The sequence below is a fragment of the Leptospira alstonii serovar Sichuan str. 79601 genome (assembly GCF_000347175.1).
In the GTDB taxonomy this organism is placed as follows: Bacteria; Spirochaetota; Leptospiria; order Leptospirales; family Leptospiraceae; genus Leptospira; species Leptospira alstonii.
Genome location: NZ_ANIK01000026.1, coordinates 56,926 through 79,287 on the forward strand (window position 1 = coordinate 56,926; position 22,362 = coordinate 79,287).

Here is a 22,362-nt window from a genome sequence, read left to right on the forward strand (position 1 = left end):
ATTCAGTAGGCACTTACATGGATTGCAAAAAGGAAAGGTCAAAATTCGGAAATCTTCTTTTCGGTATCATTCTTTTTGCGTCGACTTTGCCTACTTTCGGTGAGGACATCCTACCCGACAAAACAGTTGCTTTGGAAGAAGAAAAAAAATCTTCCGAAACGAATCTCGGCGATTCCAAAAAATTACTTCGTTTAACTCTGAAAGATGCGGTCAATTACGTTCTCGAAAAAAATATTACGATCCAAAACGCAAAAATGGAATACGTAAAAGCGGACTCGGGCGAACTCAAAAACGAATCTCAGTTCACTTGGAATCTGGTCGGAGGAATTTTAGTCTTCAAGACAACTCTTCCCAACAACAGAAACAACATCTTTTTGGGAACCAAACAAAGCCAAGACAAACTCAGCGTAGGTATCGAGAAAAATTTTAAAACCGGAACGTATGCAAAATTCGAAGCGAGTACCACTCGTTTCGATACGAGCGCCTTTGAAAATTCGGCGACAACACCTTCCAACTTAGCGGCTCTTGCAATTCCGCCTCTCTATACGAGCGCTTTGACGATCACTCTCAGCCAGGAAATTTTAAAGTACAGTTTCGGAAAAACTCAAAAAGACAGAGAGGCCATTTTAAGACAGAATACGGTAATCAAAAGGGAAGAATTGATTTATGTTCTTTCCCAACTCGTGGTTCAAACCTTGGTTCAATATTGGAGTTTGAACATCTACGATTCGAACGTAAAAACCTTGCAAGAATTGGAATCCAATACGAGAAACATCCGCGATTTGACCGCAAGAAAACGGAATTTAGGACTTTCCGAAGGATTTGAAGTCAATCTTTGGAACTCCATCCTTTCACAAACCGCGGGGAATTTGGAAAAGGCAAAGGTTTCCCGCAAAGAGGCCGAAAGAAATCTGATTCGGATTTTGAACGCCGATCCTTCTTCTAAAATCGAAGGTGTTACCGATCTTCAAGAAACCGTTCCGACGGACTTCGATGTGGAAAAGGATTATATCTACGCACTCGAACACAGAACCGATCTGAAAAATCTTCGCAAACAAAGAGAAATCGCGGAACTCAATTTAAAGATCAAGGAAGCGGAAGACATGCCTTCTTTGAAACTTTCGGGCGCCTATTCCACAAGAGGACAAAATATCGTTTCTCCTCAGCAAAATGTCACGGATACAAATCGAGGAATCGCCTCCTTTAAATATCCGGAAGCTTATGCGGCGTTTCAATTTTCTTATCCTCTTTGGGACAAAGGTATCAAAACCGATATCCGAAACGCAAAGTTGGACGTGCAAAATTTGGAAAAAAAAGAAGCGGAGTTGAAACTTTCCATCAAAGAAGAATTAGAAAATCGTTATGCGGCGATCTTAGCCGGAAAAGATATTTTCGAAGGCGCTAAAAAAAGAAGGGAAGAAGCCAACAAATTCTACAGGGGTCTTTCCGAACGTTTTCGTCAGGGAAGATTTACCGCGGTTGCGGTAAAAAACGCATTGGACAACGTGATTCAATCCGAATTGCAGGTGGCACAGTCTAAGATTCAATTGAACATCGACATTCTTCGTTACGAACTTGCAAAAAATCATATCTTCGAAAAGTTCGGAGTCAACGTTAACGACATCATCGATCGAATGATGAAGATGGTGGATGCAAAACAAGCAGGCCTGGACGTCCCCGAACAAAAATAAGAACTTTTGTGCTCTAAAATTTACGAGAAACGTGGGAGTTCCCACATTTTAGGGATCAGTGAATAGGAGTCAGATGTTAGAGGTTAAAATTTTTCCGATTTTATCCGGTAACGGCACGTAAGAGATCCGAGTTTAGCGGTCGTTTAAAATCGTACAAAAGCCTAAAGATCGTCAAAGGATGACAGGGTTTCCTGCCGGAACTTCCTGCAAATTTCCTTTGAGGTTTTAAGACAAATTCTAAGTCTTTGTACCGCTCGAAAAAAGATCCTTCGCATAAGAGTCGCCCCTGAAAAAGGGTTAAAATGGCGAATAGAGATCATTACCCAACCCTGATCAACTGTGGAGCTGGTTATGATAATTGCTAAGTTATCAAATGATTTTCTCCTCTTTCCTTCTTTCCTCCTTTGAATCTCTTCAAGTCTAGACCGTTACGCGTTCGGCACAAAATAAGAATGTTTTCAAGACATATTTTCGATCCCTATAAGACTACTAATTTATCCGAAAAGTCCGATCGTTCCCGATGATTGTAATGCATACAAATTCTCATATTCCAATGAACAAAAAAGAAAGCCCGAATATTTCATGTAACGCAAAATTATATTCTTATAAGTATTTAGAATAATTATAAATTCAAATGAATTTAACCTTTTCTAATACGAATTCAATTCGTTTAACAAAATTTGACATGAAAAATTCATCATCTATTTATTTCCATTTTTATAAGCCATTTGGGACCTGATGGATTTGAAATTTTCTATTTATTTCATTTTATATCATGCAAAGACTTTTATCTTTGTAGGAAGTAACGTCTATAAAGAACGATTCTTTGATTTCCAAGTTTTAAGAGAAAATCTGATTTAACTTGGTTCGATCGTTTTTGGTCGGTTCAAAATAGAATATTTATTTTTGAACCGACTTCAACTTAAGAGATAGCTTTCCAAACGCCCGAATTATTTTAGGCTAAAAACAAAGGAAAGAATAGGAGTGAGTGCGTTATGAATTTTTTTCCCGATCTGAATTTTTTCACTTATAATATGACTTTCCTAAAGGACGGTTTATTAAATCGATACCTCGAATTTCTTTACTCTGCAAGCGTCGTAATTAGTTTTTTGACAGGGCTCTCCGGCTTTTACAAAGGTTTTTACAAGGCGAAAAAAGATCGGCTCAATTTTGTCCGCGGAATTTTTTTGATGAGCCTTTGTTTTTTAATTCTAGGACACGGAAGAGCTTTCACACTCATGACGTCCGATCCAAACGGCGCCTTAAATCTCGAAAGGCAATTATTTTTCGCCTATTATTACGGATTTGCGATTTGCGCTTCCCTAATTTCCACATTCTATGTAATGCACCTTTTTGGAGTATTAAGAAATCCTTTGCGTCTTAGCCTCTACAGTTTCATTTTCTTTCCGATCGTTTTTCTCGTTTCCTTAATGTTGAAGAACGTGATTTCCATGGTTTACTTCGGAAAAACCGTCCTCTTTATCCTACAACTATCTGCGGGAATTTTAACTTTTTCTTATATTCTAAAAAATAAGATGAAAAGGATCTATTTCAATTATCCCTTTCAAAATTTTACGTTAACCGCCGCTCTCATTTTACATACGATCGGAATGTGGATCGACGCACCGAGTTTGATGATACTTGCGTTTTCTTTTACCGGATTTTTTGTCGTATATTTTTTCATATTGGAATACAATCACCCGGATTTTTGGAAGGTGGGTTTTTCCAGCGAACTGATGGAAGTGAAATCGGAAGATCTAAAAGCGCAAATGCTCCAAACCAATCCTAAAAATCTGGTGGAGCGCCTGGACATTGCCCGTATCGAAGATCGAATTCAAAAATTCGTCGAGGATCGCGAATACTTGGATGAAGAGATTCGTTTGTCCGATTTTTCGGCCTATATCGGCCTTTCTCTGCACCAAGCTTCCTACTATTTGAACAATTACAAGGATCTTAGTTTTACCGACTTCTTAAGCTTTCACAGATTGGGAGAGGCGGAACGTATGATTCAGCAAAGACCGGACATTAATCTTTTAGAAGTGGCCCTTGCGAGCGGTTTCAATTCCCCTTCTTCTTTTAGAAGAGCTTGTCTGAAATTTGCCGGCAAACCTCCGAAGGAATTCAGGAATTACGTCCTTCACAAAAACAATCCGTCGATAAACCTGGAATTACAAGACCAGTTGGGATAAACTCGGACCATTAAAAGCGGTAGGGATCGAGCCGGGGTCGATCGACCTCTTTCGTTTCATCCGCTTTGATCGGTAATCCGTCGATCGACCGGAGGTAAGAGCCCGGTCCTGCGAAAAACAAAAAACTCCGATCCCTGGAGCAGACATCGCAGGAACCGCCCGAACGTTTATCCGTGGCAGCTCAGTTTGTTTCGGATGATGGAACATTCCTTTCTTTTTTTCCCGACGTTTAAGTGACCTTCCGCGCTTTCTCCGTCGTCGTAAAATCTTCCGCTAAATACGGCACCGTTTGCAAACCGATACGTTCCCGTTCCCAGCTTCTTATCGTTTTGAAAGTATCCGGAATATCGGTCTCCGTCTCGGTAGTGTATGTTTCCGTATCCATGTCGCTTATCATTTTTAAAATTTCCGGAATATACTTCTCCCGTATCATATACGTAAACACCGGGTCCGTTTTTACAATTTCCGTCCTTACATCCGGGTGAGGACCCGAGATAAGACGCGAGCGATTTGGTTTCTTGTTTGGCAGGTCGATCGGTTTCGCGATTCGAGTCGGTTTCGCGATTCGAGTCGGTTTCTTCCGGCTCCACGTATTTTTTGGGCAGGCCGAGCGCGTCTTCTTGAAAGAATTTTCTTTCCTTTAACTCGGGCTCCAAATCAAGATCGTTCTTTTTTTTCGAACTCGAAACGTTTTCCTTTTTTGTAGTCCCTTTGTTTTTTTTGCCGCAATCCGTTAAGACAAAAGAAAGAAGAATGATTCCTAACGTGAAAATTATCTTTTGATTGGATCCGAAAAGGACCATCGCCGCCCTCCATTTCAAGTCCTTTCTTTATATATCGGAAGTCGGTTTCGGTTTCAAAAGGTTCGGGTTTTAAGAATTTTTCCTCAATCGAATTACGCTGATTTCGGAAGGCGCCCCGAGTCGGATCGGCGGTCCCCAATATCCGGTCCCTCGACTCACATAAATCCAAGTATCCTTATGTTTGTGAAGTCCCGCGACGAATTTCTGCGCGAGATAAATGAGCAGATTACCCGGAAAATACTGGCCCCCATGCGTATGTCCGGATAACTGAAGATTGAATCCCGCATCGGCTCCTTCAAAGACACTGTTCGGTTGGTGCGCGAGTAGGATTTTGTAATCCGACGTTTCCCCTCCTCTCATCGCCCGATAAGGATCCGTTTTATGTTCCGCGAGGATCGTTCCCGCTTTGAGATCGGTAACGCCGGCGAGTGTAAGACTGGCCCTTCCGTGTTCCAAAATCCTGTTTTCGTTTAACAAAACTTGAATTCCGTGTTTCTCCAATTCTCGAATCCAAGAAAGCGCACCCGAATAATACTCGTGATTTCCGGTTACGAAAAAAGTTCCGTGTTTGGATTTAAGATCCGCGAGCGGCGTGATATGACGCCCGAGTTTACTTACGGGTCCGTCGACCAAATCTCCCGTGATCGCCACCAAATCGGGTTCGAGTTCGTTCACCGTTTTTACGACCGCTTCTAAAAAACTTTTTTTGATCGTGGGCCCGATATGGATGTCCGAAATCTGAACGATCTTAAACCCGTCCAAGGAAGTATGCAGATCATTCTCGTTGATATCCACCGAGATCACTTTTAGTTTTCTATGAGCTTGATAGAATCCGATTCCGGTCAGTCCTCCCGCAAATCCAAGCACGGAAAAACTCAATAGTCTGTTTAAAAATTCCTTTCTTTGTATGAGTTCTCCCGTTGTGTTTTGGGTCGGATCGAAGTTTGGAAATAATTTTGTGAATCCGTAAAAAGAAACGGCCGTTATGTCCTTCAACAAAACAAGACTGAATAAGATCGTAAAAAATCCGAGCCCCGTAAACGCAAGATACGAAAACACGGTTTGAATTCCTTCGCGTTCGGAAGTTAGGCTGATGTAATAACTGATCGGAATGCTCAATGTGAACACTAAAATCAACGTCCATCCGAACCAGGAAATCCAACTCTGCGAACTCAAATTCGGAATCAAACGCAAACCCGTATACGTGTAACCCAATCCGATGATAAGGGTAAATACGGAAAGAAAAATAAGAAAACGAGAAATTTGATTTTCCATGATGTAGATAAGACCGAAAAAAATTCCCAAAGTTTCTTTTCGTATTAAATATTAGACGGTTCGTATTTTTCTTCGATATTTTCAGTTCCTCGAATATTCCCAAACCCTTGACGATCCTTCCGTTTCCGCTAGTTTTGACGGAAATATCCATGACTCAATCCGTTTTAGAATTTCAAAAACTGAAAAGTATTTTGAATACGAGTACGATCTTAAATGCGAACTTGGATCTCTATCAGCTCTTACCTTTGATCATGCTCTACTCCAAGGATCTTTTGGAAGCGGAAGCAAGTTCCTTATTTCTACTCGACGAAACGGGCGATTTTTTATACTGCGAAGTGGCGCTCGGTGAAAAGGGTGAAATCATTCAAAAATACGGGCGTCTTAATATCGGACAAGGAATCGCGGGCTGGGTCGCCAAAGAGAAAAAATCGATCATTCTAGAAGACGCCTATTCGGATTCCAGATTCAATCCATCCTGGGATCAAAAAACGGGTTATAGAACCCGTTCCTTGATTTGTGTTCCTTTGTTCGTGGACAATAAGATCATCGGGACTCTTGAAATTCTCAATAAAACTCAAAACCGTTCCTTCGATTCCTCCGATCTGAATTATCTTTCGTCCTTATCCGAAGTGGCGGCAATCGCGATCCAAAACGCGAAGATCCACGATCATCTTAAAAAAAGAATCCTGGAACTTTCTCTTCTTTATGAATTCGAAAAGCTAATCGTTTCCGAAAAGAATATTCAAGAACTGGGAAATTGGGTATTGGAAAAAATCTTGGAATTTTTAGAGGCAAGAACCGGAACCATTTATCTCGCAGACCATACGAACCGAACGCTGAGAATTCTAGCGGCCAAAGGAATTCCGCAAGAAGCCGTTCAAACGATCACGGTTCCTTTCGGAGAAGGGATTGCCGGTTGGGTCGCCGTGGAAAAAAGGAATCTTCTCATCCAAAACTTGGAAGAAGACGAACGTTACAATCGGAACGCGAAATATAAGTTCGAGGCGAATTCCCTCATCTCTTCTCCTTTGATTTACAGAGACGAACTTTTAGGCGTGATCAGCGTTAACAGTAAAAATTCAGGTTTTGCGTTTCATCAAAACGATTTGGAAATGTTGGGTGCGATCGCAAACCGACTTTCGGTTACGATCAAAAACGCGGATTTATTTCACAAAGTCGTCGATTCCGATCGTGAACTACAAAGAGCCAGAGAAGTCATGTCCAAGGTAATCCCGACTTCGATTCCTTATATCAAAGGTCTGGAAGTCGGAGCGGAACACATTCCTTACTCGAACGTAGGCGGTGATTTCTACAGCGTTTTCAAATTGGATCCGGAACGAACCGGGTTTTTAATCGCGGACGTTTCCGGTCACGGACTTTCGGCTTCGGTGATCGCGGCCGTAATAAACACGATCATCTCCACCTACGACAAGGAGATTCTTTCCAGCCCTTCTCGATTTTTTACGGGGCTCAATCACGCACTCAACGATAAGATGGCGGGCAACTTCGTGACCGCGTTCTACTGCGTGATCGATACGGAAAAAAATACGATTCTTTATTCCAACGCGGGCCACAATCATCCCTTATTTTTACAAAACTCAACCGATAATATGATCCATCTGGAAACCAAAGGAAAACTGATCGGAGTCCTTCCGGATCTTTTTTTCGAGGAGAATTCCGTTCCTTTCAAAACCGGCGATCGTCTCGTGCTTTATACGGACGGAATTTCGGAACATTTCTCGGAAGATAGAACCAAACGTTACAGCGAAGAATCGATCTCTCTTTCGATTCGCAAATCCGCCTCTAAAACCGCACAAGAAACGGCCGCACAAATTATCTCCGATTGTGTCGATTACTGCGGTCGTTCCAAGTTTGACGACGACGTTACGCTTCTCGTCATCAATCGCAAATAACGTGAGTTCGTGGACGAATCAGGCCCGCCATCGGAGTAATATGTTCGATATCGACAACTGCGAAAAATCAAGATCGCGATTTTATTTCCATCTCCAGCGCCAAAACCCATCCATTCAAACCGCATACGGAATCAATTTGAAAAAATTTCAGATGTTTGGATTCGATATAATGTATAAACTCTTTTTCAGAATCGTATAAGAAAGGCCAGTTCCATTTTTTACGATTCTCCAATTGATTTTTAAATTGTTCAAGGATGAAATCGGAGTTCGATTCTTCAATATCAAAAACGATATTATTCACTCCCACATCTTGAAAGAAATGGCTGACTACTCCTCTAAAAATTATATCCGTAAATTCATTGGGTTCTTGGTCAAGATAGATCGTATGGATTATAATTTCCCCCGCATTCAAATTCACTTCATAGGATTGAATGAAATTGTCATGTATGGAACTCATTGTTTACTTTTATTTGTCTCCGGCCGATTTTGAAAATTAGAGTTTGTCCTAAAACTTTCACAATACAAAAACTTTCTCATCGGATCGGAAAAGTAACCTGGTTTTAGGACAAACTTTTATAAAATTCTTCAACAACTCCGATGATCATTATTTCGGAACGAAACCAAAATTCCTTTTTATCTCGTTTGTTTGAAAGAGGACGGAGAACGTCATACGCCTTTATCATAAAATTTTTTAAACCGAAATCGTTACGCTTTAGTTGAACGAGCATTATATAATCCTTTGAAAATAAAAAATAAATTCCGCTTTTCGAATGAAACGGAAACCTCCCCCGAGTCTAACTAGATGAAATAAGGAGGGTTCACCATGAATGCAATCACGATCTTTGCGCTTGCGTTGTTGGCAGTTCCTGTTTTTGCCCGTTTTGCCCGGGTGACAAAAGAAGCGATGGGTAGATATCACCTGATCGGCTTAGGAGGTTTGTTTTTGATTTTGGGAGAAGCGACTCGGATGACGGCTGATAAAATATCTCCGATTGCGACGCTTCTACCGGTCATTGACATTGTCACCGTGGTCTTAGCATACGCGGGGGTTCTCTTCGGGACACTGTGGTTATCAGTGTATTACATAAAACACCCGAATGAAATTTGAAAATTCTTAAACAAGAATCAGAAAAAGGCGGGCTTGCCCGCCTTTTTTGTGTACTGACACGGACAAAATTCCACTGGAGAATCCGCGGGCTTCGATTTCTTTTGCGGGAGTTCGTATAAAAAGAGTTCCCACGTTAAAGATGTCAGTGGATAGGGTTCAGGGTAGTAAGTGCATTTTAGGCTACACGATTCGCCGACGTAATACTATCTAAAAAATCAGATCAAAATCCCCTTGCAAACGTGATAAACTAAGAACTCTTAGGAATCTCCAAACATTTTGCGGGTTTGAGAACAAAGGAAAAATGAAATAAGCGGAATCGAGACAATCACAATCCAACATTCCATTCTTTATACGGCGGATCCGCTTTGTCCCTGGTGTTACGGTTTCGGGCCAATCCTTCAAAAGATCCGAGAAGAATATAAAAACAAAATCCGTTTTTCCTTGGTCCTAGGCGGGCTTCGTTTTGAAAACAGCGCCGAATTCCTAACCCCCGAATTGGCAAGGACCTTAAAACACGAATGGAAGGACGCAGAATTCATTACAAAACGACCGTTTCGATGGGGTTTCCTGGACGGAAAGAATTTTCGATACGATTCTTTTCCCGCCTGCAAGGCGGTTATCAGCGTTCAAAAAATAAAACCGGAAATCGCATTCGATTATTTGAATATACTTTCCGAATCCTTTCATTTCGAAAATCAAGACCCGACCTCCTTTCGGACCTTTGTCGCACTTTCGGAAAAGTTCGGAATCTCCGCGGAAGAATTTCAGTCCGTATTCGAAGAGAAGGAGACGGATATGGAAACCAGAAACGATTTTTACTTCGGTTTTTCCTTAGGTGTAAGCGCCTTTCCGAGTTTGATCTTTTCGGACGGACAGGAAAGTGGAATCCTAACGAGAGGTTTTTGCACCTACGAGCAAGTGGATTCGATTCTCAAAGATTATTTCAAAGCGATGAGAATCTAAACGTTCATCCCAAAAACGAAACGAACTTTTATGAATCCCTCTTTTCCTTTTTTCTTTCTTTGGATTCCGTTTTGCCTACGTAATTTGCCAGAACCAAAAGGATTCCTCCCAAAAACGCGGACCAAAAACCCGGCACCGATAAGGTTCCCGGAAACCAATCACCGATAATCAAAATCACCCAAGCGTTGATGATCAGACCGATCAAACCCAAACTCAGATAATAGAACAAGATTCCGATTCCAAGAGTCATGACGACCAAAATCAACCTTAGGATCGTGTTGATAGTCACGAACGCGACCACGACGATGATCGAATTGACCCAACCTCCCACAACGTGAAGGTCGGGATGAATTAAGGGAAATACGAACTCTACGACGAGAGACATTAAAATCAAAGAAAAGAAAAAATGGGTCATAACACTTCCGCTTTAAACGTAAACGTCCACATTGTTACCGATCGAAGGAGGTGGAGATCCGGGTGGAACCACCTGCGTATCCGGACTTTGAGCCTGATTATCCTGAGCGGTCGCGATCTCCCTCGGAGACGAGCCGGTCGATACGGGCGCAATCGAATCCGAAAATAAAATCTGCCTGGAACCCACCGCCATGTAAGACATAGTCTCCGTCCTTGCGAATATTATAAAAAAATCCCGAAGTCTTTCCAAGGAAAATAAAAAAACCCTTACGAAAAATTTACTCCTTTATCGGAGTTCTATAAAACGAACCGTCCTCGAAATAGGAACGAAATCGAAATCGGGCGGGCCGCATCCGCGAAAGCGGCAAATTGTCTTAAGGCAGAAAGTTCACCTTCGCGGACCGGGCCACTCCGGGCTCGCGGAGTCCCGCTCGGTCCTGCGCGCAGTCAAATACGATTTTGAATTTTTAAAAAACCAACGAGGCGCTCGGACCAAAGCCCTGCGTGTCCCTTGCGGGTGAATTAACGTATGTTAGGCGAACGTGCAAGTTTTAAGAAGAACATTTTTGCCCGAAGACTCCGGTTACGATTCCGCCATACCAACGAAATACGCTTACGTCTGGAAATACGGAACGGAAACCCTGCTCGTCCGAAAGATTCAAAATCTTTAATGAACGTTTTCTCGTTCGGTTCGCCAATCCGCACGAAAGTAAGTCCGTTAAATAATAACTTTTCGAAAAAAGGTCGAAAAATCTTCTTCGATTTTCAATTCTATCGAAGTGTTTCATTTTTTTCTTTGAGATCGCACTACTCATAGCCATATAATAAAGTACCCAATATTTTGCGTCTAAACGCGGGATTTGCGCTCAAATTAACGGTCCTCAATTTTATAGGGATCAGTAGATAGGTTAGGTGTCAGGGTTTGGGACTTTAGAACAACAGACTGTAGAACGAAAAATCCCCACACATCGGAAATCATTATGTTGCGACCCAACGACGCGGGAACTCCCCGATCTTCGGGGTTTTTTCGGCGGAAAACGGATCGGATTTGATTTGTGAATCTATTCCGTCGTAGGAACCTGGACAAATTTCGAGATATTTTTAGAGCTTGTTCCAAAGCCTGAAAAGAAAAATGTAGGGAGTTCCCGCATTTCTCAGGTTTTAAAACAAACTTTCAGATGGAAGGAGGCCCTTTTGGAGCCTTTAGAGGATTTATCGGGAATGGAAGAAAATTCGATCGTTCCCTTGGACTCGATTTTACCGCCCGAACTGTTTTTAGTTCCAATCAAGTCCCGACCGGTTTTTCCGGGAATCATCACACCTTTGATCGTTCCTAGCGGTAAGTTCGCTAAGGCCGTGGAAGAAACTCTCAAAGGAAATTCCTTCCTGGGTCTCGTTCTTTTAAAGGACGAAGAGAACGAAAAGGAAACTTCCGAAAACATCTATCCATTCGGAGTTGTCGCTAAAATATTAAAAAAAGTGCATCTACCCGACGGGGCGATCAATATCCTCATCAATACGATCCGTCGTTTTAAAATCGAGTCCTACGTCGGCAAAGATCCGTTGATCGCAAAAATTTCTTATCCGGAAGAAGAACCCGGAGCCCCGAAGAATACGATCAAAGCGATGATGAGAACGTTACTCGTCATGACAAGGGAACTCGCGCAAAACAATCCTTTGTTTACGGAAGAGATGAAACTTACGATGCTCAACGTAAACGAACCCGGAAAAATGGCGGACTTCGTCTGCTCCATTCTCAACCTCGAAAAGGAAGAATACCAATCCGTCATCGAATCCAATATTCTTAAGTCGAGAATCGAAAAGGTTCTTCTCTTTTTAAAAAAAGAAATCGAACTCGTGTCCATCCAAAGGGAAATTTCCGATCAAATCCAAGACAAAATAGACAAACAACAAAGACAATTCTTCTTACGGGAACAACTCAAGGCGATACAAAACGAACTCGGGATCAAAGACGATAAGTTCGAAAAGAAATACGAAAAATTTCTGGAACGACTGAAATCCATCGGCGCCGATCCGGAGGTAGTCGAGGAAGTTACGAGGGAATTGGATAAATTTTCCTACGCGGACCCGAATACCGGAGATTATAACGTTATCCGAAATTACTTGGACATCCTGGAATCCCTTCCTTGGGAACCCGCGCCCGTTCGAGAGATCGATTTGGATAAGGCCAAAAGAACCTTGGACAGGGATCACTACAAACTCGAAGACGTGAAGGATAGAATCCTAGAATTTCTCGCGGTCAAAAAATTAAAAAACGACGAAAAAGGAACGATTCTTCTGTTGGTAGGACCTCCGGGTGTCGGAAAAACGTCGATCGCAAGATCGATCGCCGAAGCGATGGGTAGAAAATTTTTTAGATTTTCCGTCGGAGGAATGAGGGACGAGGCCGAAATCAAAGGACATCGAAGAACGTATATCGGCTCCATGCCCGGCAAAATCATTTCCGGACTTCGCATAACAAAAGAAAAGGACTGCGTCATTTTACTCGACGAGATCGATAAACTCGCGGTAGGCATCCAAGGCGATCCTGCATCCGCTCTTCTGGAAGTTTTGGACCCGGAACAAAACAAAAATTTCAGGGATCACTACCTGGATCTTCCATTCGATATTTCGAATGTGTTTTTTATCGCGACCGCAAACACGTTGGATTCCATCTCCAGAATTCTTTTGGATAGAATGGAAATCATCAATCTTTCGGGTTATATCACGGACGAAAAGGTTCAAATCTTTCAGAAATATCTCTGGAAAAAAGTTCTCAATAAAAACGGAGTTACACCCTACGGAATCGAGTTTGATAAGAAGGCGATGGTCGCCTTGATCGATTCGTATTCGAGAGAATCCGGAGTTCGCGGTTTGGAAAAAGTCACCGATAAACTCGTTCGTAAGATTGCGATGAAAATCGTAAGAAAGGAACCTTTCCCGAAAATCATTCAGAAAAAAGATCTCGAAACGTTTTTGGGCGTTCCGAAGTTTACGGACGAAAGGATGGTTCGTACATCCATTCCGGGTACCGCGCTGGGTCTCGCTTGGACCTCCGTCGGTGGAGCGACTCTTCTCATCGAAGCCCTTTTTGTCAAAGGGAAAGGCGGTATTCTTCTCACCGGAATGATCGGAAAGACGATGGAAGAATCCTCCAACATCGCCTTGAGCTATATTAAGAATTTCGTATATAAGAGCGAATTGTTCAAAGATCGAATGTTACATCTGCACGTTCCGGACGGGGCGACTCCCAAAGACGGACCTTCGGCGGGAATCACGATGGCAACCGCGATCCTTTCCCTCGCTTTGAATACGAAAGTGAAAGCGGGTTACGGAATGACGGGCGAACTTACTCTCACGGGAGAAATCCTTGCGATCGGCGGTTTACGCGAAAAGATCGTGGCCGCAAAAAGGGTCGGAATTTACAAAATCATTTATCCGAAAGACAATCTTCAACATCTGGAAGAGATTCCCGATTACGTGAAAAAGGGCATGTCCTTTTTTCCCGTAACTCGTTACGAGGAAGTCGCGGCGATCATGTTCGACGAAAAGGTTCTTTTAAAAATAAATCCTTCTTTTAAGGAAAGTTTAAAGTCGATCGCCGCTTCGATCGGAAAAACGAATCAAAAGTCGATCGGAGTTTCGATTAAAAAAAAGGCGCCGAAAAAAAAGCCGGTTCCCAAAGGAAAAACCGCGTCTTTCAAACATAAGGAAAATCTTAAAAAAAAGAAGTAGTATTTTAGAATATTTTTAAATATCAAATTAAAAAATCAGGAGAGCCGAATGGGTGTTCCATTTATAGACATCAAAAGGTTTGAGTCGGGATTACTGGAAGAATGGGAAGAAAAAGTCAAAATTCTCAGTAAAAACGCGAGCTTTATCGGAGGCGAGGAAATTTCCCTTTTAGAAAAGAATCTGGCTTTTCAAACGGAAACGAAATTTTCCGTTGCCTGTGCGAACGGAACCGACGCGCTCCAACTCGCCTTACGCGCGTTAGGTGTGGGTAAAGGCGACGCCGTTTTACTTCCGGATTCGACTTTCTGGGCGACTTTCGAATCGGTCGTCAACGTAGGGGCCGATCCTTACACGATCGATACGGACCCCAACGATCTTCAAATGGATTTTGCGGAATTTGAAAAAGCCCTGGATAAGGTCAAACCCAAGGCGGCGATGATCGTTCACCTTTACGGCTGGGGTTCCGCTCGTATCGAGGATTTTCGAAAACTCTGTAAGTCGAAAGGGATTCCTTTATTGGAAGACGGGGCTCAGTGTTACGGCGTCAAATACAAGGGCGCTTCCATCTACAAAGACGCGCTCATCTCCACTACTTCCTTTTATCCGGCAAAGGTGTTAGGCGGCGCCGGTGACGGCGGCGCGGTTTTTACGAACGACGAGGAACTCGCAAACAAGGTGAGAATGCTCGCTAATCACGGTCGAATTTCTCACTACGCTTACGGGGACGTGGGTTGGAATTCCAGATTGGATACTTTACAAGCCGCCTTTCTCAACATCAATCTGAAACATCTGGAAACGAGAATCGTTTCCCGTAGGTCCGCTGCACAAAAATATTATGAAATACTCCCAAACCTCGGAATCCAAGTGATCCATCCCCCTAAGGATTACGTAGAAAACGGCTACTGCAACGTGACTCTTTCCACTCCGGAAGAACGTCCGATCATTCAGGATGTTCTGAAGGAAAAAGGAATCGGTTTCGGTAATATTTATCCGGGCGCTATGAGCGATCAACCGGGCGCAAAACCTTTCATCAAAGGAAAATTCGGCGATAAACATACGACCGGAAAAATCTGCGCTTCCGTCCTCAACTATCCCTTGTTTCCTTACATGAAGGAGGAGGAATTGGAGGAAGTTTTTTCCGCAATTCGCCTATACAATTCCAGGAAAAAATAAATTTCACAATTTAAGAGCGGCAATCGCCGCTCGTTTCGGTTTTTTCTTGTTCTTTTATGTCTTTCGTCTAATCTGCGACGGAGGTTTGAATATGAAAGACATGATAGATATAGGAATCTCCGAGAAAAATCGGGAAGCGATCAACTCGGGACTGCAAAAACTTTTAGCCGATACTTACATTCTCTACTTTAAGACTCACAGTTATCACTGGAACGTAACCGGTCCGCAATTCAACACTCTTCATTTGATGTTTCAAACTCAGTACAACGAACTCTGGCTTTCCATCGACCTGATCGCCGAGAGAATCCGCGCTCTGGGTTTTTACGCGCCGAGTTCGTCCCATCAATTGGGAAAGCTGACTTCGATTCACGAGGAAGGTGGAGTTCCTCATGCGGAAGATATGATTCGTCATCTCGTAAGCGGACATGAAACCGTGATTAGAACGGCGCGTTCCCTGATTCCCGCTGCGGACGAGGGAGGAGACGAGGTGACCCTGGATCTTCTTACGCAAAGATTGGAAGTTCATGAAAAAACCGCATGGATGCTTCGCAGTTTGCTGGTCGTCGAAAAGACCTGAAACGCGATCCATAGAGAGCGTTTCAGCCAACGAGCAGCGGAGCGTTGCGAGTGGCTCACAACGAAGTTGGGAAATCAACGCGATCCATAGAGAGCGTTTCAGCCAACGAGCAGCATTACCGAGCGCCCCTTAGGAAGCGAGGTTGAGTTTACGAGTGGCTCACAACGAAGTTGGGAAATCAACGCGATCCATCGAACGACCCGTAGGGAGTGAGATTGAGTTAAACCTCGAACGACCCGTGGAAACTCAGTGAATGCCCTCCTATGGGGCGGCATTCAGGGAGTGAGATTTTAGTTCAGAGAGCGTTTCAGCCAACGATTTCACTCCGACTTTTTGAAGCAGAACTCTGGTTGATAATTAAAAAATTAGAATATTATAATGTCATGTCGGAATTTGTTCCGAAACCTGGGTAACCCAAGACGAATAGTAGTTTGCCAAAGTCCTCAAAAACATCAGATCCATTTCGTTCTCGTCCTTTAGGGATTTCACAGCGTTCATAAACTGAAGCCGGAATTCGGTAAGCGGGGCTGCTTCCGGGATTAAACGTTTCATCGAAGGAGCGTTGTCTTCCATTCCGTATTCCTCCGCCCATTTTTCGATCAGACTTCCGCAGTTATATTTTTTGGAAAGTAAGAGTTGGGCCAAAATATGACGGAACATACTTTCAATGGAGATGATCGTGATGTCCTTATGAAGTATGGATATCTCCGCGATGATTTCGTCTTTCTTATCGATCACCATCTTCGTATTTCCGATCTTGTTGAAAGTTTTGGATAGATCGTTATATGCCCTGAAATTCTTTAGAATCGTTTCCCGATCCCTCATGTTCATCGTTCTTTCGTTTTCGGAAAGATTCATTTCGTTCAAAATCGTTTCGATCACGATAAAGATAATGTCGAAAGAAAACAGCGCGGACTTGCCGACCAAATAGCGAATCTCGTTTTGAAACGAAACGTGAACCGCATTGAAAAATAATTCCAATTTTTCAGGAGATAAGGACGAGGCTGCTTTATAAATATCGATCATGTCCTTGGTGAACTTCGTTCTGTCCAGGACGGGAAATAATTCGGGATGATTGGAATGAGTTCTTAAAAACATTTCCTTTAAAACTTTAACGGCGCCTTCTCTCACTTCGTCCGTTCTAAACAATACGCGGTAGAGAAGTACGGAAAGTTCGCGGGATGTTTTTTTGGATTTTAGGATCTTAAGATCGGACTCGTCCAGATTCGTGGATTGGGGAAAATTCTGGCTCTGCGTTTCCGGCATAGATTTCTTTCGGGAATAATCGGATTCCAATGTTGATCTTAAAAAAAGAAAAGTAAAGCGAAATTGCAGAAAGTTTTATATTTACATTGCATTTTAAACCTCTTCCGATAGTTTACGCGATCGAAATGAAGACGAAAATTATCGGTTCCGAAAATAAAGTCAACTACGGAGTTTTCGACGGTCCGGTCGAATTCAACTATAAAGAATTTCAACTGCTCGACTTCTTCGGCAAAGAAATCCGCGGTTTGAAAAAACGTTTTGCGTTTAAAAGATTCAATTACATGGGAATCATCACAGAAGAATTCCTGATCGGGTTTGCGGCGGTCAGTCTCGGCTATGTGTATAATGTGTTCGCTTATCTTTATCATTATAAGGACGGTCTTCTTTACGAGTTCGATACCAAGGGTTTGGACATCGGAAACGGACTGCAGTTCCCGGCCGATCCGGACGAGTATAAGATTCGATTTAAAAAAGGTTCATCGTTTCTAACCGTGGATAAATCGCATTCCAAAGGTAAACTTCATGTGGACGCCTTTTTGGGAAAAAAATTGCGGATCCGGTTTAACGCGGACTTCGGTCTCAAAAGTCATTCTCCTTTGCGGGTTTTAAATCCTTCCGAACCGACACATTGGACTTTCACGGAAAAATGTTCCCCTCTGATCCCGAGTTCGATCGAACTCGCTTATCAAAACGAACCCCTCTCGTTCGATCCGAAAAAAACTACGATCCTTTACGACTGGTCCGGAGGTTATCTCAGAAGGGAAACCAATTGGTATTGGGCGGCGTTCAGCGCGATCCTTCCGAATAAAACTTCGATCGGAGCGAACTTCGCCGCGCTCGTGAATGAAACTTTCTTTTCGGAAAACGCGTTTTGGATCAATCGAAAAAGAAGAAGGGTTCCTCGGTTGATCTTCGATTTTTCCCAAAAGGATCCCGCCAAACCTTGGAAAATTTACGACGAGGAAGGTTTGGTAAAACTCGAATTCGTTCCCGAAGGGGAAAGAAAGGATAGGATGAATCTGATCGTATCCAAGTTGTATTTCAGACAATTTGTGGGAAAATTTTCGGGACAGCTTCGTTCCGTGGAAGGAAAGAACGTATCTTTTCGGGACGTCTACGGTTTTACCGAGTTTCACAGATCCGTTTGGTAGAACGTATCAGCAATTCAATATATTATAATTGAATTCGCGTTATATTACAATTAACTCACACAACTAACCGAAGCCTAACGCAGGTTAGATGAAAAGAATCAATTTCATTTTTGGACGAATCCTTGTTTTCGTTCAAAGATCCAAAACTTGCAGATTTTCCACACCCATTCTTAATTTTAAAAAAAGTTCCAGCCGTTTTTTCTCCGCGTCGCCGACCGAACGTTTCCACTTTACGAGCACGGTGATTTCTTTCGACGAAGTGAAGTCCTGAACGTTCTGAACCAGAAAGTCTCCGAAGGAAAACGATTCCACGTATGGAAACAATACGTTGATCTCCTTTGCAACGGATTGAATCAGGCGATTCTTATCCTTGAAAATCCGAAGTTCGTTTTCTAAAAGCCGGATCTTTTCCTCCTGCGGTTTCGAACCGACTTCGTTTTCGAGCGAAAAATTCCCCTGTCTTTTTATCTCCGCACCTCCGTAAGATTGAACGACTTTCAACTCGGTTCCTTCCAAACCGTATTTGGGTAGAAGCGTCTTTAACTGTAAGAGCACGTCTTCCGACAATGTTTCTCCGACGATCGTAACCTCGATTTTTTTTTCGCCGCTCTTTCGCTCGATGTTTGCGGAAAGAATTTTACTTTTTTCAAACGTGAAATGGTTTTCGAGATAACTCTTCGCGTTCCGTTTAAACGAAGAGTCGACTACGATATCATAGGCGAAGTACAGACTGGGAAGAATCAAACATAAGGAAACCAAGTACACATAACGGTAAATCTTTTTATCCACCGCCGAATCCGCATAAACGGTACGATGAAATTTCAAATAACGCACGAAAATCAAAGTGCTGATCCCGATAAAAACGCTGTTGATCAAATAGAGATAAAAGGCTCCGAAGAAAAATTTTAAGTTTCCATTGGCGAGCCCGTAACCGGCGGTACAAAGCGGCGGCATCAGCGCCGTGGCGATCGCCACTCCCGGTATTGCGTTTGAGATCTTGTCCTTTCGCGAACCCGCCACGATTCCGGTAGCTCCTCCGATAAACGCGATTAACACGTCGTAGACGGTCGGGGAAGTCCTCGCGAGTAATTCCGATTGAGCGTCGGAAAGAGGTGAAATCAAAAAATATATCGCGGAGGTAAAGAGGCTTAAGAGGGTCATTACCGCAAGATTACGCGCGGATTTTTTCAATAGTTCAAAGTCGTAAATTCCGAGCGCCAACCCCGCGCCCATGATCGGTCCCATCAACGGAGAGATAAGCATGGCGCCTATGATAACCGCGGTGGAATTGATGTTCAATCCGATCGATGCGATGAAAATCGCAAAAATCAAAGTCCATAAAGCGGAACCGGAAAAATTGACTCCTCGTTTGATCGATTCGACGGTTCCCTCCTCGTCCGTATCGTTTTCGATATGAAACAACGAGTCGATGAACCGGGACAATGGGCTCAATAGATCCCAAAAAGCGGGTTGTGAATCACGAAGCGATTTTTTTTGCATAGAATTTTTCTCCTCTTACTACTACTTAAGAACTATATAATAGAGTGAATTTTATGTAAGAAAGTTTGGGCGAGTCAGAAACTCGAGTAGAACCACTCCCGGACGCCGATGCATAGACGCATCTGCTTACGTTTCCTCGGTCGCAACACAATGCTCCAATCCCTTGAAATCGAACCCACCGTTTTTTCCGACGTATGTTTTATCCAAAACTTCCTGCCTATCGTAACCGGAACCTTTCACAGTTTGGTCTTTCCGGATTTTGTCGTCCACCAAAAAGGGAGGATAATTTCTTTCACAGATTCTAAATCTGCTTCGACCTAAAGTATACCCGCCGCTTTTTTAATTTTTCCGGCAGATTGATATCTTTTCCGAACGAAAACATGCAAAGAACTCGCTCATCATAAATCGCGCAACTATCTTTAAAACAATGTAAAGTATTTTTGAATATACGAATATTTTACTATATTTAAAAGCAACCTTACCTCGAAAAATAGTTCCATCCTCCTTACAAACATCTCCTTTTATAAACTGAATTCATAATTTTCAAAAGTTCTCGTAAAAATTGTCGATATTTTCAAACAAAATCAAGGTGCATAAGTACATCTTTTCGTCCTTATATTCGAATTCAATACATTACTAATCATTAAAGCCATCCAAAAAATACAGATGCAAACGAAAGAAAAAACATACCGTTCCTATTGGGGGAAAGCGAACCGGGAAGGGAATTATCACCTCCTAGTCTATCACTGTTTGGACGTGGCGGCCGTTCAAGTGGCTCACGCGATTACGGTTCATAAGGTCGCGGTCGAAGACGATTTTTTTACCGCAGTGGACGACTTAAACAGCGGAACCGAAGATAGGGGCGCCGGGCATATGGGCGACGTAGAATTCGGCGCGGGTCTTTTTTATCTTTATATCTGCGTCAATCGGGAACAACTCCTTCAAAATCTGAACGGCGACGAGGATCTCGCCAAACGCACAAGCAAAGCGTTAGTCGAAACAGCGTCTACGATTTCTCCCACCGGAAAACAGAACAGTTTCGCTTCCAGAGCCAGGGCTCTTTATTGTTTGGCGGAAAAGGGAAACGAACAACCTAGGTCCCTACATACCGCGTTCCTGAGTTCCGTCGAAGATAAGGGAATTCTAAACGCGTCGATTTTGAAATTGGAATCCGGCAGGGAAAACTTCGAAAAAGTTTACGGCTCCTGCGCGTCCGGAGGTTTTAAAACTTTCAACGTGGATTCCGGAAGCGGTTCTTTAAAAGATATATTAGAATTTGCTCAAGAGGATTAGATGAAAGATTACTTGGTATTTCGTCTCTACGGCCCTCTTTCTTCCTGGGGAAATATCGCCGTGGGCGAATATCGCCCCAGCGATTCCTTTCCGTCCAAATCCGCAGTGGTCGGTTTGATCTCCGCTTCTTTCGGAATCGATCGATCGGACGACGAAAAAATTTCGGATCTTTTAGAAAGCGTTTTTTCCTCGGTCAAGGCGATCGCTCCCGGAAACCTTTTGAGAGATTATCATACGATCCAAAGTCCGGGAAACGTTAAAAGAAAGTTACTCACAAGAAAGGACGAACTTTTGGATTCGGAGTACGTCGAGACGATCCTTTCGAGCAGAGACTATCGAACGGACGCGGTTTTCGATATCGCTCTTTCGGAAAAAAAGAGCCCCTCCTACTCGTTGGAAAAAATTCGAAACGCGCTTTTGAATCCGGTTTTTACCCCCTTTTTGGGAAGAAAATCCTGCGTGATCGCGCTTCCCATGTTCCCCACGATCGTCGGCTCAGATTCTTGTTTGAACGCATTTAAAGAATATAATAATATTCTAATAAATAAATACGAATCCTTGGGTTTTAAGGACCCCTTGTCGAGTTTAACCTCGGATCCGTCCGCGTTCGTTTTTCTCTGGGAAGATCCGGACGAAAACGTTTCTGCGGATCATATCCGGATCAGAAGGGACGAGGTCTTAAGCCGCAAACGATGGCAGTTTCAGGAAAGGAAGGAGTTTTTCAAAAATGTGCCCAAGAGCTGATTCCGGGTACGCACGTTTGCCGGGATCGAAGTTATGAGTTTGTTCCAAAACATATCTCGCGACCTGAAACGCGATCCATAGAGAGTCGTTTCACTGAGTTCAGAAAGTGCCCATTGAAATTGGTGCCTCATTCTCTATGGATCATTCGGCTGAAAGAATCGATTTTAGACAAAATGGCGCCCCTTCTGGGCTTGAAAACCGTGGGTTAGATGCGAAGCATTTACCACAAAACAAGAAAACCAACAGAAGGAACGTAATGAAAAGAAAAGTATATGTAGGAATGGATGTCCACAAAGAAACGATCAGTATCGCGTATTTAACGAGCAATTCAAAGGAACTGGTGAAAGAACAACAGATAAAGCATAATGAGGTTCAGATTAAAAAATTTGTAACCAAACTGAAATCGGAATGGAACGAAATACATTGTTGTTACGAAGCAGGAGTAACCGGGTATCCACTTTACAGATATTTAAATTCCTTAGGAGTGAATTGCACATTGATAGCACCGGGCAAGATCCCAAGACAAAGTTCGGACAAAATCAAAACGGATAAAAGAGATGCGATCAA

The 22,362-nt window shown here is 42.9% G+C and carries 20 protein-coding genes; 12 read left to right on the forward strand and 8 right to left on the reverse strand.

The genetic code is table 11. From position 1 onward, the window contains the following. Window positions 1-17: 17 nt before the first annotated feature. A complete protein-coding gene (locus tag LEP1GSC194_RS05525) occupies window positions 18-1,691 on the forward strand; it encodes a TolC family protein (RefSeq protein ID WP_020772646.1) in 1,674 nt (557 codons plus the stop codon). Window positions 1,692-2,686: 995 nt separating this feature from the next. Beyond that, window positions 2,687-3,880, forward strand: a complete 1,194-nt coding sequence (locus LEP1GSC194_RS05530) for an AraC family transcriptional regulator (protein WP_020772655.1) — start codon at window positions 2,687-2,689, stop codon at window positions 3,878-3,880. A 167-nt stretch (window positions 3,881-4,047) separates the two neighbouring features. On the opposite strand, the gene LEP1GSC194_RS05535 is transcribed toward LEP1GSC194_RS05530, so the two are convergent. Continuing rightward, window positions 4,048-4,683, reverse strand: coding sequence for an MORN repeat-containing protein (locus LEP1GSC194_RS05535; protein ID WP_020772657.1), 636 nt, complete (start codon window positions 4,681-4,683; stop codon window positions 4,048-4,050). 69 nt (window positions 4,684-4,752) lie between these two features. Then, complete coding sequence (locus LEP1GSC194_RS05540) at window positions 4,753-5,958, reverse strand: metallophosphoesterase (RefSeq protein ID WP_036041520.1); 1,206 nt, start codon at window positions 5,956-5,958, stop codon at window positions 4,753-4,755. Between the two features lie 149 nt (window positions 5,959-6,107). Between LEP1GSC194_RS05540 and LEP1GSC194_RS05545 the strand changes: the two genes are divergently transcribed. Further along, window positions 6,108-7,871 (forward strand): GAF domain-containing SpoIIE family protein phosphatase, encoded by a 1,764-nt coding sequence (locus LEP1GSC194_RS05545; protein ID WP_020772688.1) that lies wholly within the window; start codon window positions 6,108-6,110, stop codon window positions 7,869-7,871. 67 nt (window positions 7,872-7,938) lie between these two features. Here the strand turns inward: LEP1GSC194_RS05545 and LEP1GSC194_RS22550 are convergent, their stop codons facing one another. After that, the gene (locus LEP1GSC194_RS22550) at window positions 7,939-8,328 is read right to left on the reverse strand and encodes a hypothetical protein (protein WP_020772645.1); all 390 of its coding nucleotides are present in this window, start codon (window positions 8,326-8,328) and stop codon (window positions 7,939-7,941) included. Between the two features lie 366 nt (window positions 8,329-8,694). Here LEP1GSC194_RS22550 and LEP1GSC194_RS05555 point away from each other — a divergent pair, with 366 nt between their 5' ends. After that, a complete protein-coding gene (locus LEP1GSC194_RS05555) occupies window positions 8,695-8,979 on the forward strand; it encodes an LIC10816 family protein (protein WP_000991776.1) in 285 nt (94 codons plus the stop codon). Window positions 8,980-9,294: 315 nt separating this feature from the next. After that, the gene (locus tag LEP1GSC194_RS05560; protein WP_036041508.1) at window positions 9,295-9,942 is read left to right on the forward strand and encodes a DsbA family protein; all 648 of its coding nucleotides are present in this window, start codon (window positions 9,295-9,297) and stop codon (window positions 9,940-9,942) included. Between the two features lie 28 nt (window positions 9,943-9,970). On the opposite strand, the gene LEP1GSC194_RS05565 is transcribed toward LEP1GSC194_RS05560, so the two are convergent. Together LEP1GSC194_RS05565 and LEP1GSC194_RS05570 are read right to left on the reverse strand one after the other, a co-directional pair. Further along, complete coding sequence (locus LEP1GSC194_RS05565; RefSeq protein ID WP_020772702.1) at window positions 9,971-10,357, reverse strand: phage holin family protein; 387 nt, start codon at window positions 10,355-10,357, stop codon at window positions 9,971-9,973. Window positions 10,358-10,369: 12 nt separating this feature from the next. Continuing rightward, window positions 10,370-10,558: a hypothetical protein gene (locus tag LEP1GSC194_RS05570; RefSeq protein WP_036041509.1), complete on the reverse strand. Its 189-nt coding sequence runs from the start codon at window positions 10,556-10,558 to the stop codon at window positions 10,370-10,372. Window positions 10,559-11,550: 992 nt separating this feature from the next. Between LEP1GSC194_RS05570 and lon the strand changes: the two genes are divergently transcribed. The 3 genes from lon (at window position 11,551) to LEP1GSC194_RS05590 (ending at window position 15,841) form a co-directional block, all read left to right on the forward strand. Further along, window positions 11,551-14,091 carry an endopeptidase La gene (gene lon, locus LEP1GSC194_RS05580; RefSeq protein WP_020772651.1) on the forward strand — a complete coding sequence of 847 codons (2,541 nt, stop codon included), beginning with the start codon at window positions 11,551-11,553 and terminating at the stop codon, window positions 14,089-14,091. Window positions 14,092-14,139: 48 nt separating this feature from the next. Beyond that, on the forward strand, window positions 14,140-15,264 hold the full coding sequence (locus LEP1GSC194_RS05585) for a DegT/DnrJ/EryC1/StrS aminotransferase family protein (RefSeq protein WP_020772644.1): 1,125 nt from the start codon (window positions 14,140-14,142) through the stop codon (window positions 15,262-15,264). Window positions 15,265-15,355: 91 nt separating this feature from the next. Beyond that, the gene (locus LEP1GSC194_RS05590; protein ID WP_020772692.1) at window positions 15,356-15,841 is read left to right on the forward strand and encodes a Dps family protein; all 486 of its coding nucleotides are present in this window, start codon (window positions 15,356-15,358) and stop codon (window positions 15,839-15,841) included. Between the two features lie 381 nt (window positions 15,842-16,222). Here the strand turns inward: LEP1GSC194_RS05590 and LEP1GSC194_RS05595 are convergent, their stop codons facing one another. Continuing rightward, the gene (locus LEP1GSC194_RS05595; RefSeq protein ID WP_020772673.1) at window positions 16,223-17,107 is read right to left on the reverse strand and encodes an LIC_13029 family protein; all 885 of its coding nucleotides are present in this window, start codon (window positions 17,105-17,107) and stop codon (window positions 16,223-16,225) included. 125 nt (window positions 17,108-17,232) lie between these two features. On the opposite strand from LEP1GSC194_RS05595, the gene LEP1GSC194_RS05600 reads away from it, so the two are divergent. Then, the gene (locus tag LEP1GSC194_RS05600; protein ID WP_036041524.1) at window positions 17,233-18,258 is read left to right on the forward strand and encodes a DUF2804 domain-containing protein; all 1,026 of its coding nucleotides are present in this window, start codon (window positions 17,233-17,235) and stop codon (window positions 18,256-18,258) included. A 132-nt stretch (window positions 18,259-18,390) separates the two neighbouring features. Here LEP1GSC194_RS05600 and LEP1GSC194_RS05605 read toward each other — a convergent pair whose 3' ends face one another. Together LEP1GSC194_RS05605 and LEP1GSC194_RS22905 are read right to left on the reverse strand one after the other, a co-directional pair. After that, window positions 18,391-19,758 carry a DUF389 domain-containing protein gene (locus tag LEP1GSC194_RS05605; protein ID WP_020772663.1) on the reverse strand — a complete coding sequence of 456 codons (1,368 nt, stop codon included), beginning with the start codon at window positions 19,756-19,758 and terminating at the stop codon, window positions 18,391-18,393. A gap of 126 nt (window positions 19,759-19,884) precedes the next feature. Then, window positions 19,885-20,028 (reverse strand): hypothetical protein, encoded by a 144-nt coding sequence (locus LEP1GSC194_RS22905; RefSeq protein ID WP_232424450.1) that lies wholly within the window; start codon window positions 20,026-20,028, stop codon window positions 19,885-19,887. Between the two features lie 396 nt (window positions 20,029-20,424). Here LEP1GSC194_RS22905 and LEP1GSC194_RS05610 point away from each other — a divergent pair, with 396 nt between their 5' ends. The 3 genes from LEP1GSC194_RS05610 to LEP1GSC194_RS05620 all read left to right on the forward strand — a co-directional run. Further along, window positions 20,425-21,051, forward strand: coding sequence for a type I-E CRISPR-associated protein Cas7/Cse4/CasC (locus LEP1GSC194_RS05610; RefSeq protein WP_020772684.1), 627 nt, complete (start codon window positions 20,425-20,427; stop codon window positions 21,049-21,051). Next, the gene (gene cas5e, locus LEP1GSC194_RS05615) at window positions 21,052-21,795 is read left to right on the forward strand and encodes a type I-E CRISPR-associated protein Cas5/CasD (RefSeq protein WP_017809836.1); all 744 of its coding nucleotides are present in this window, start codon (window positions 21,052-21,054) and stop codon (window positions 21,793-21,795) included. A gap of 256 nt (window positions 21,796-22,051) precedes the next feature. Continuing rightward, on the forward strand, window positions 22,052-22,362 hold a 311-nt coding region (locus tag LEP1GSC194_RS05620; protein WP_020772667.1), incomplete at its 3' end, for an IS110 family transposase.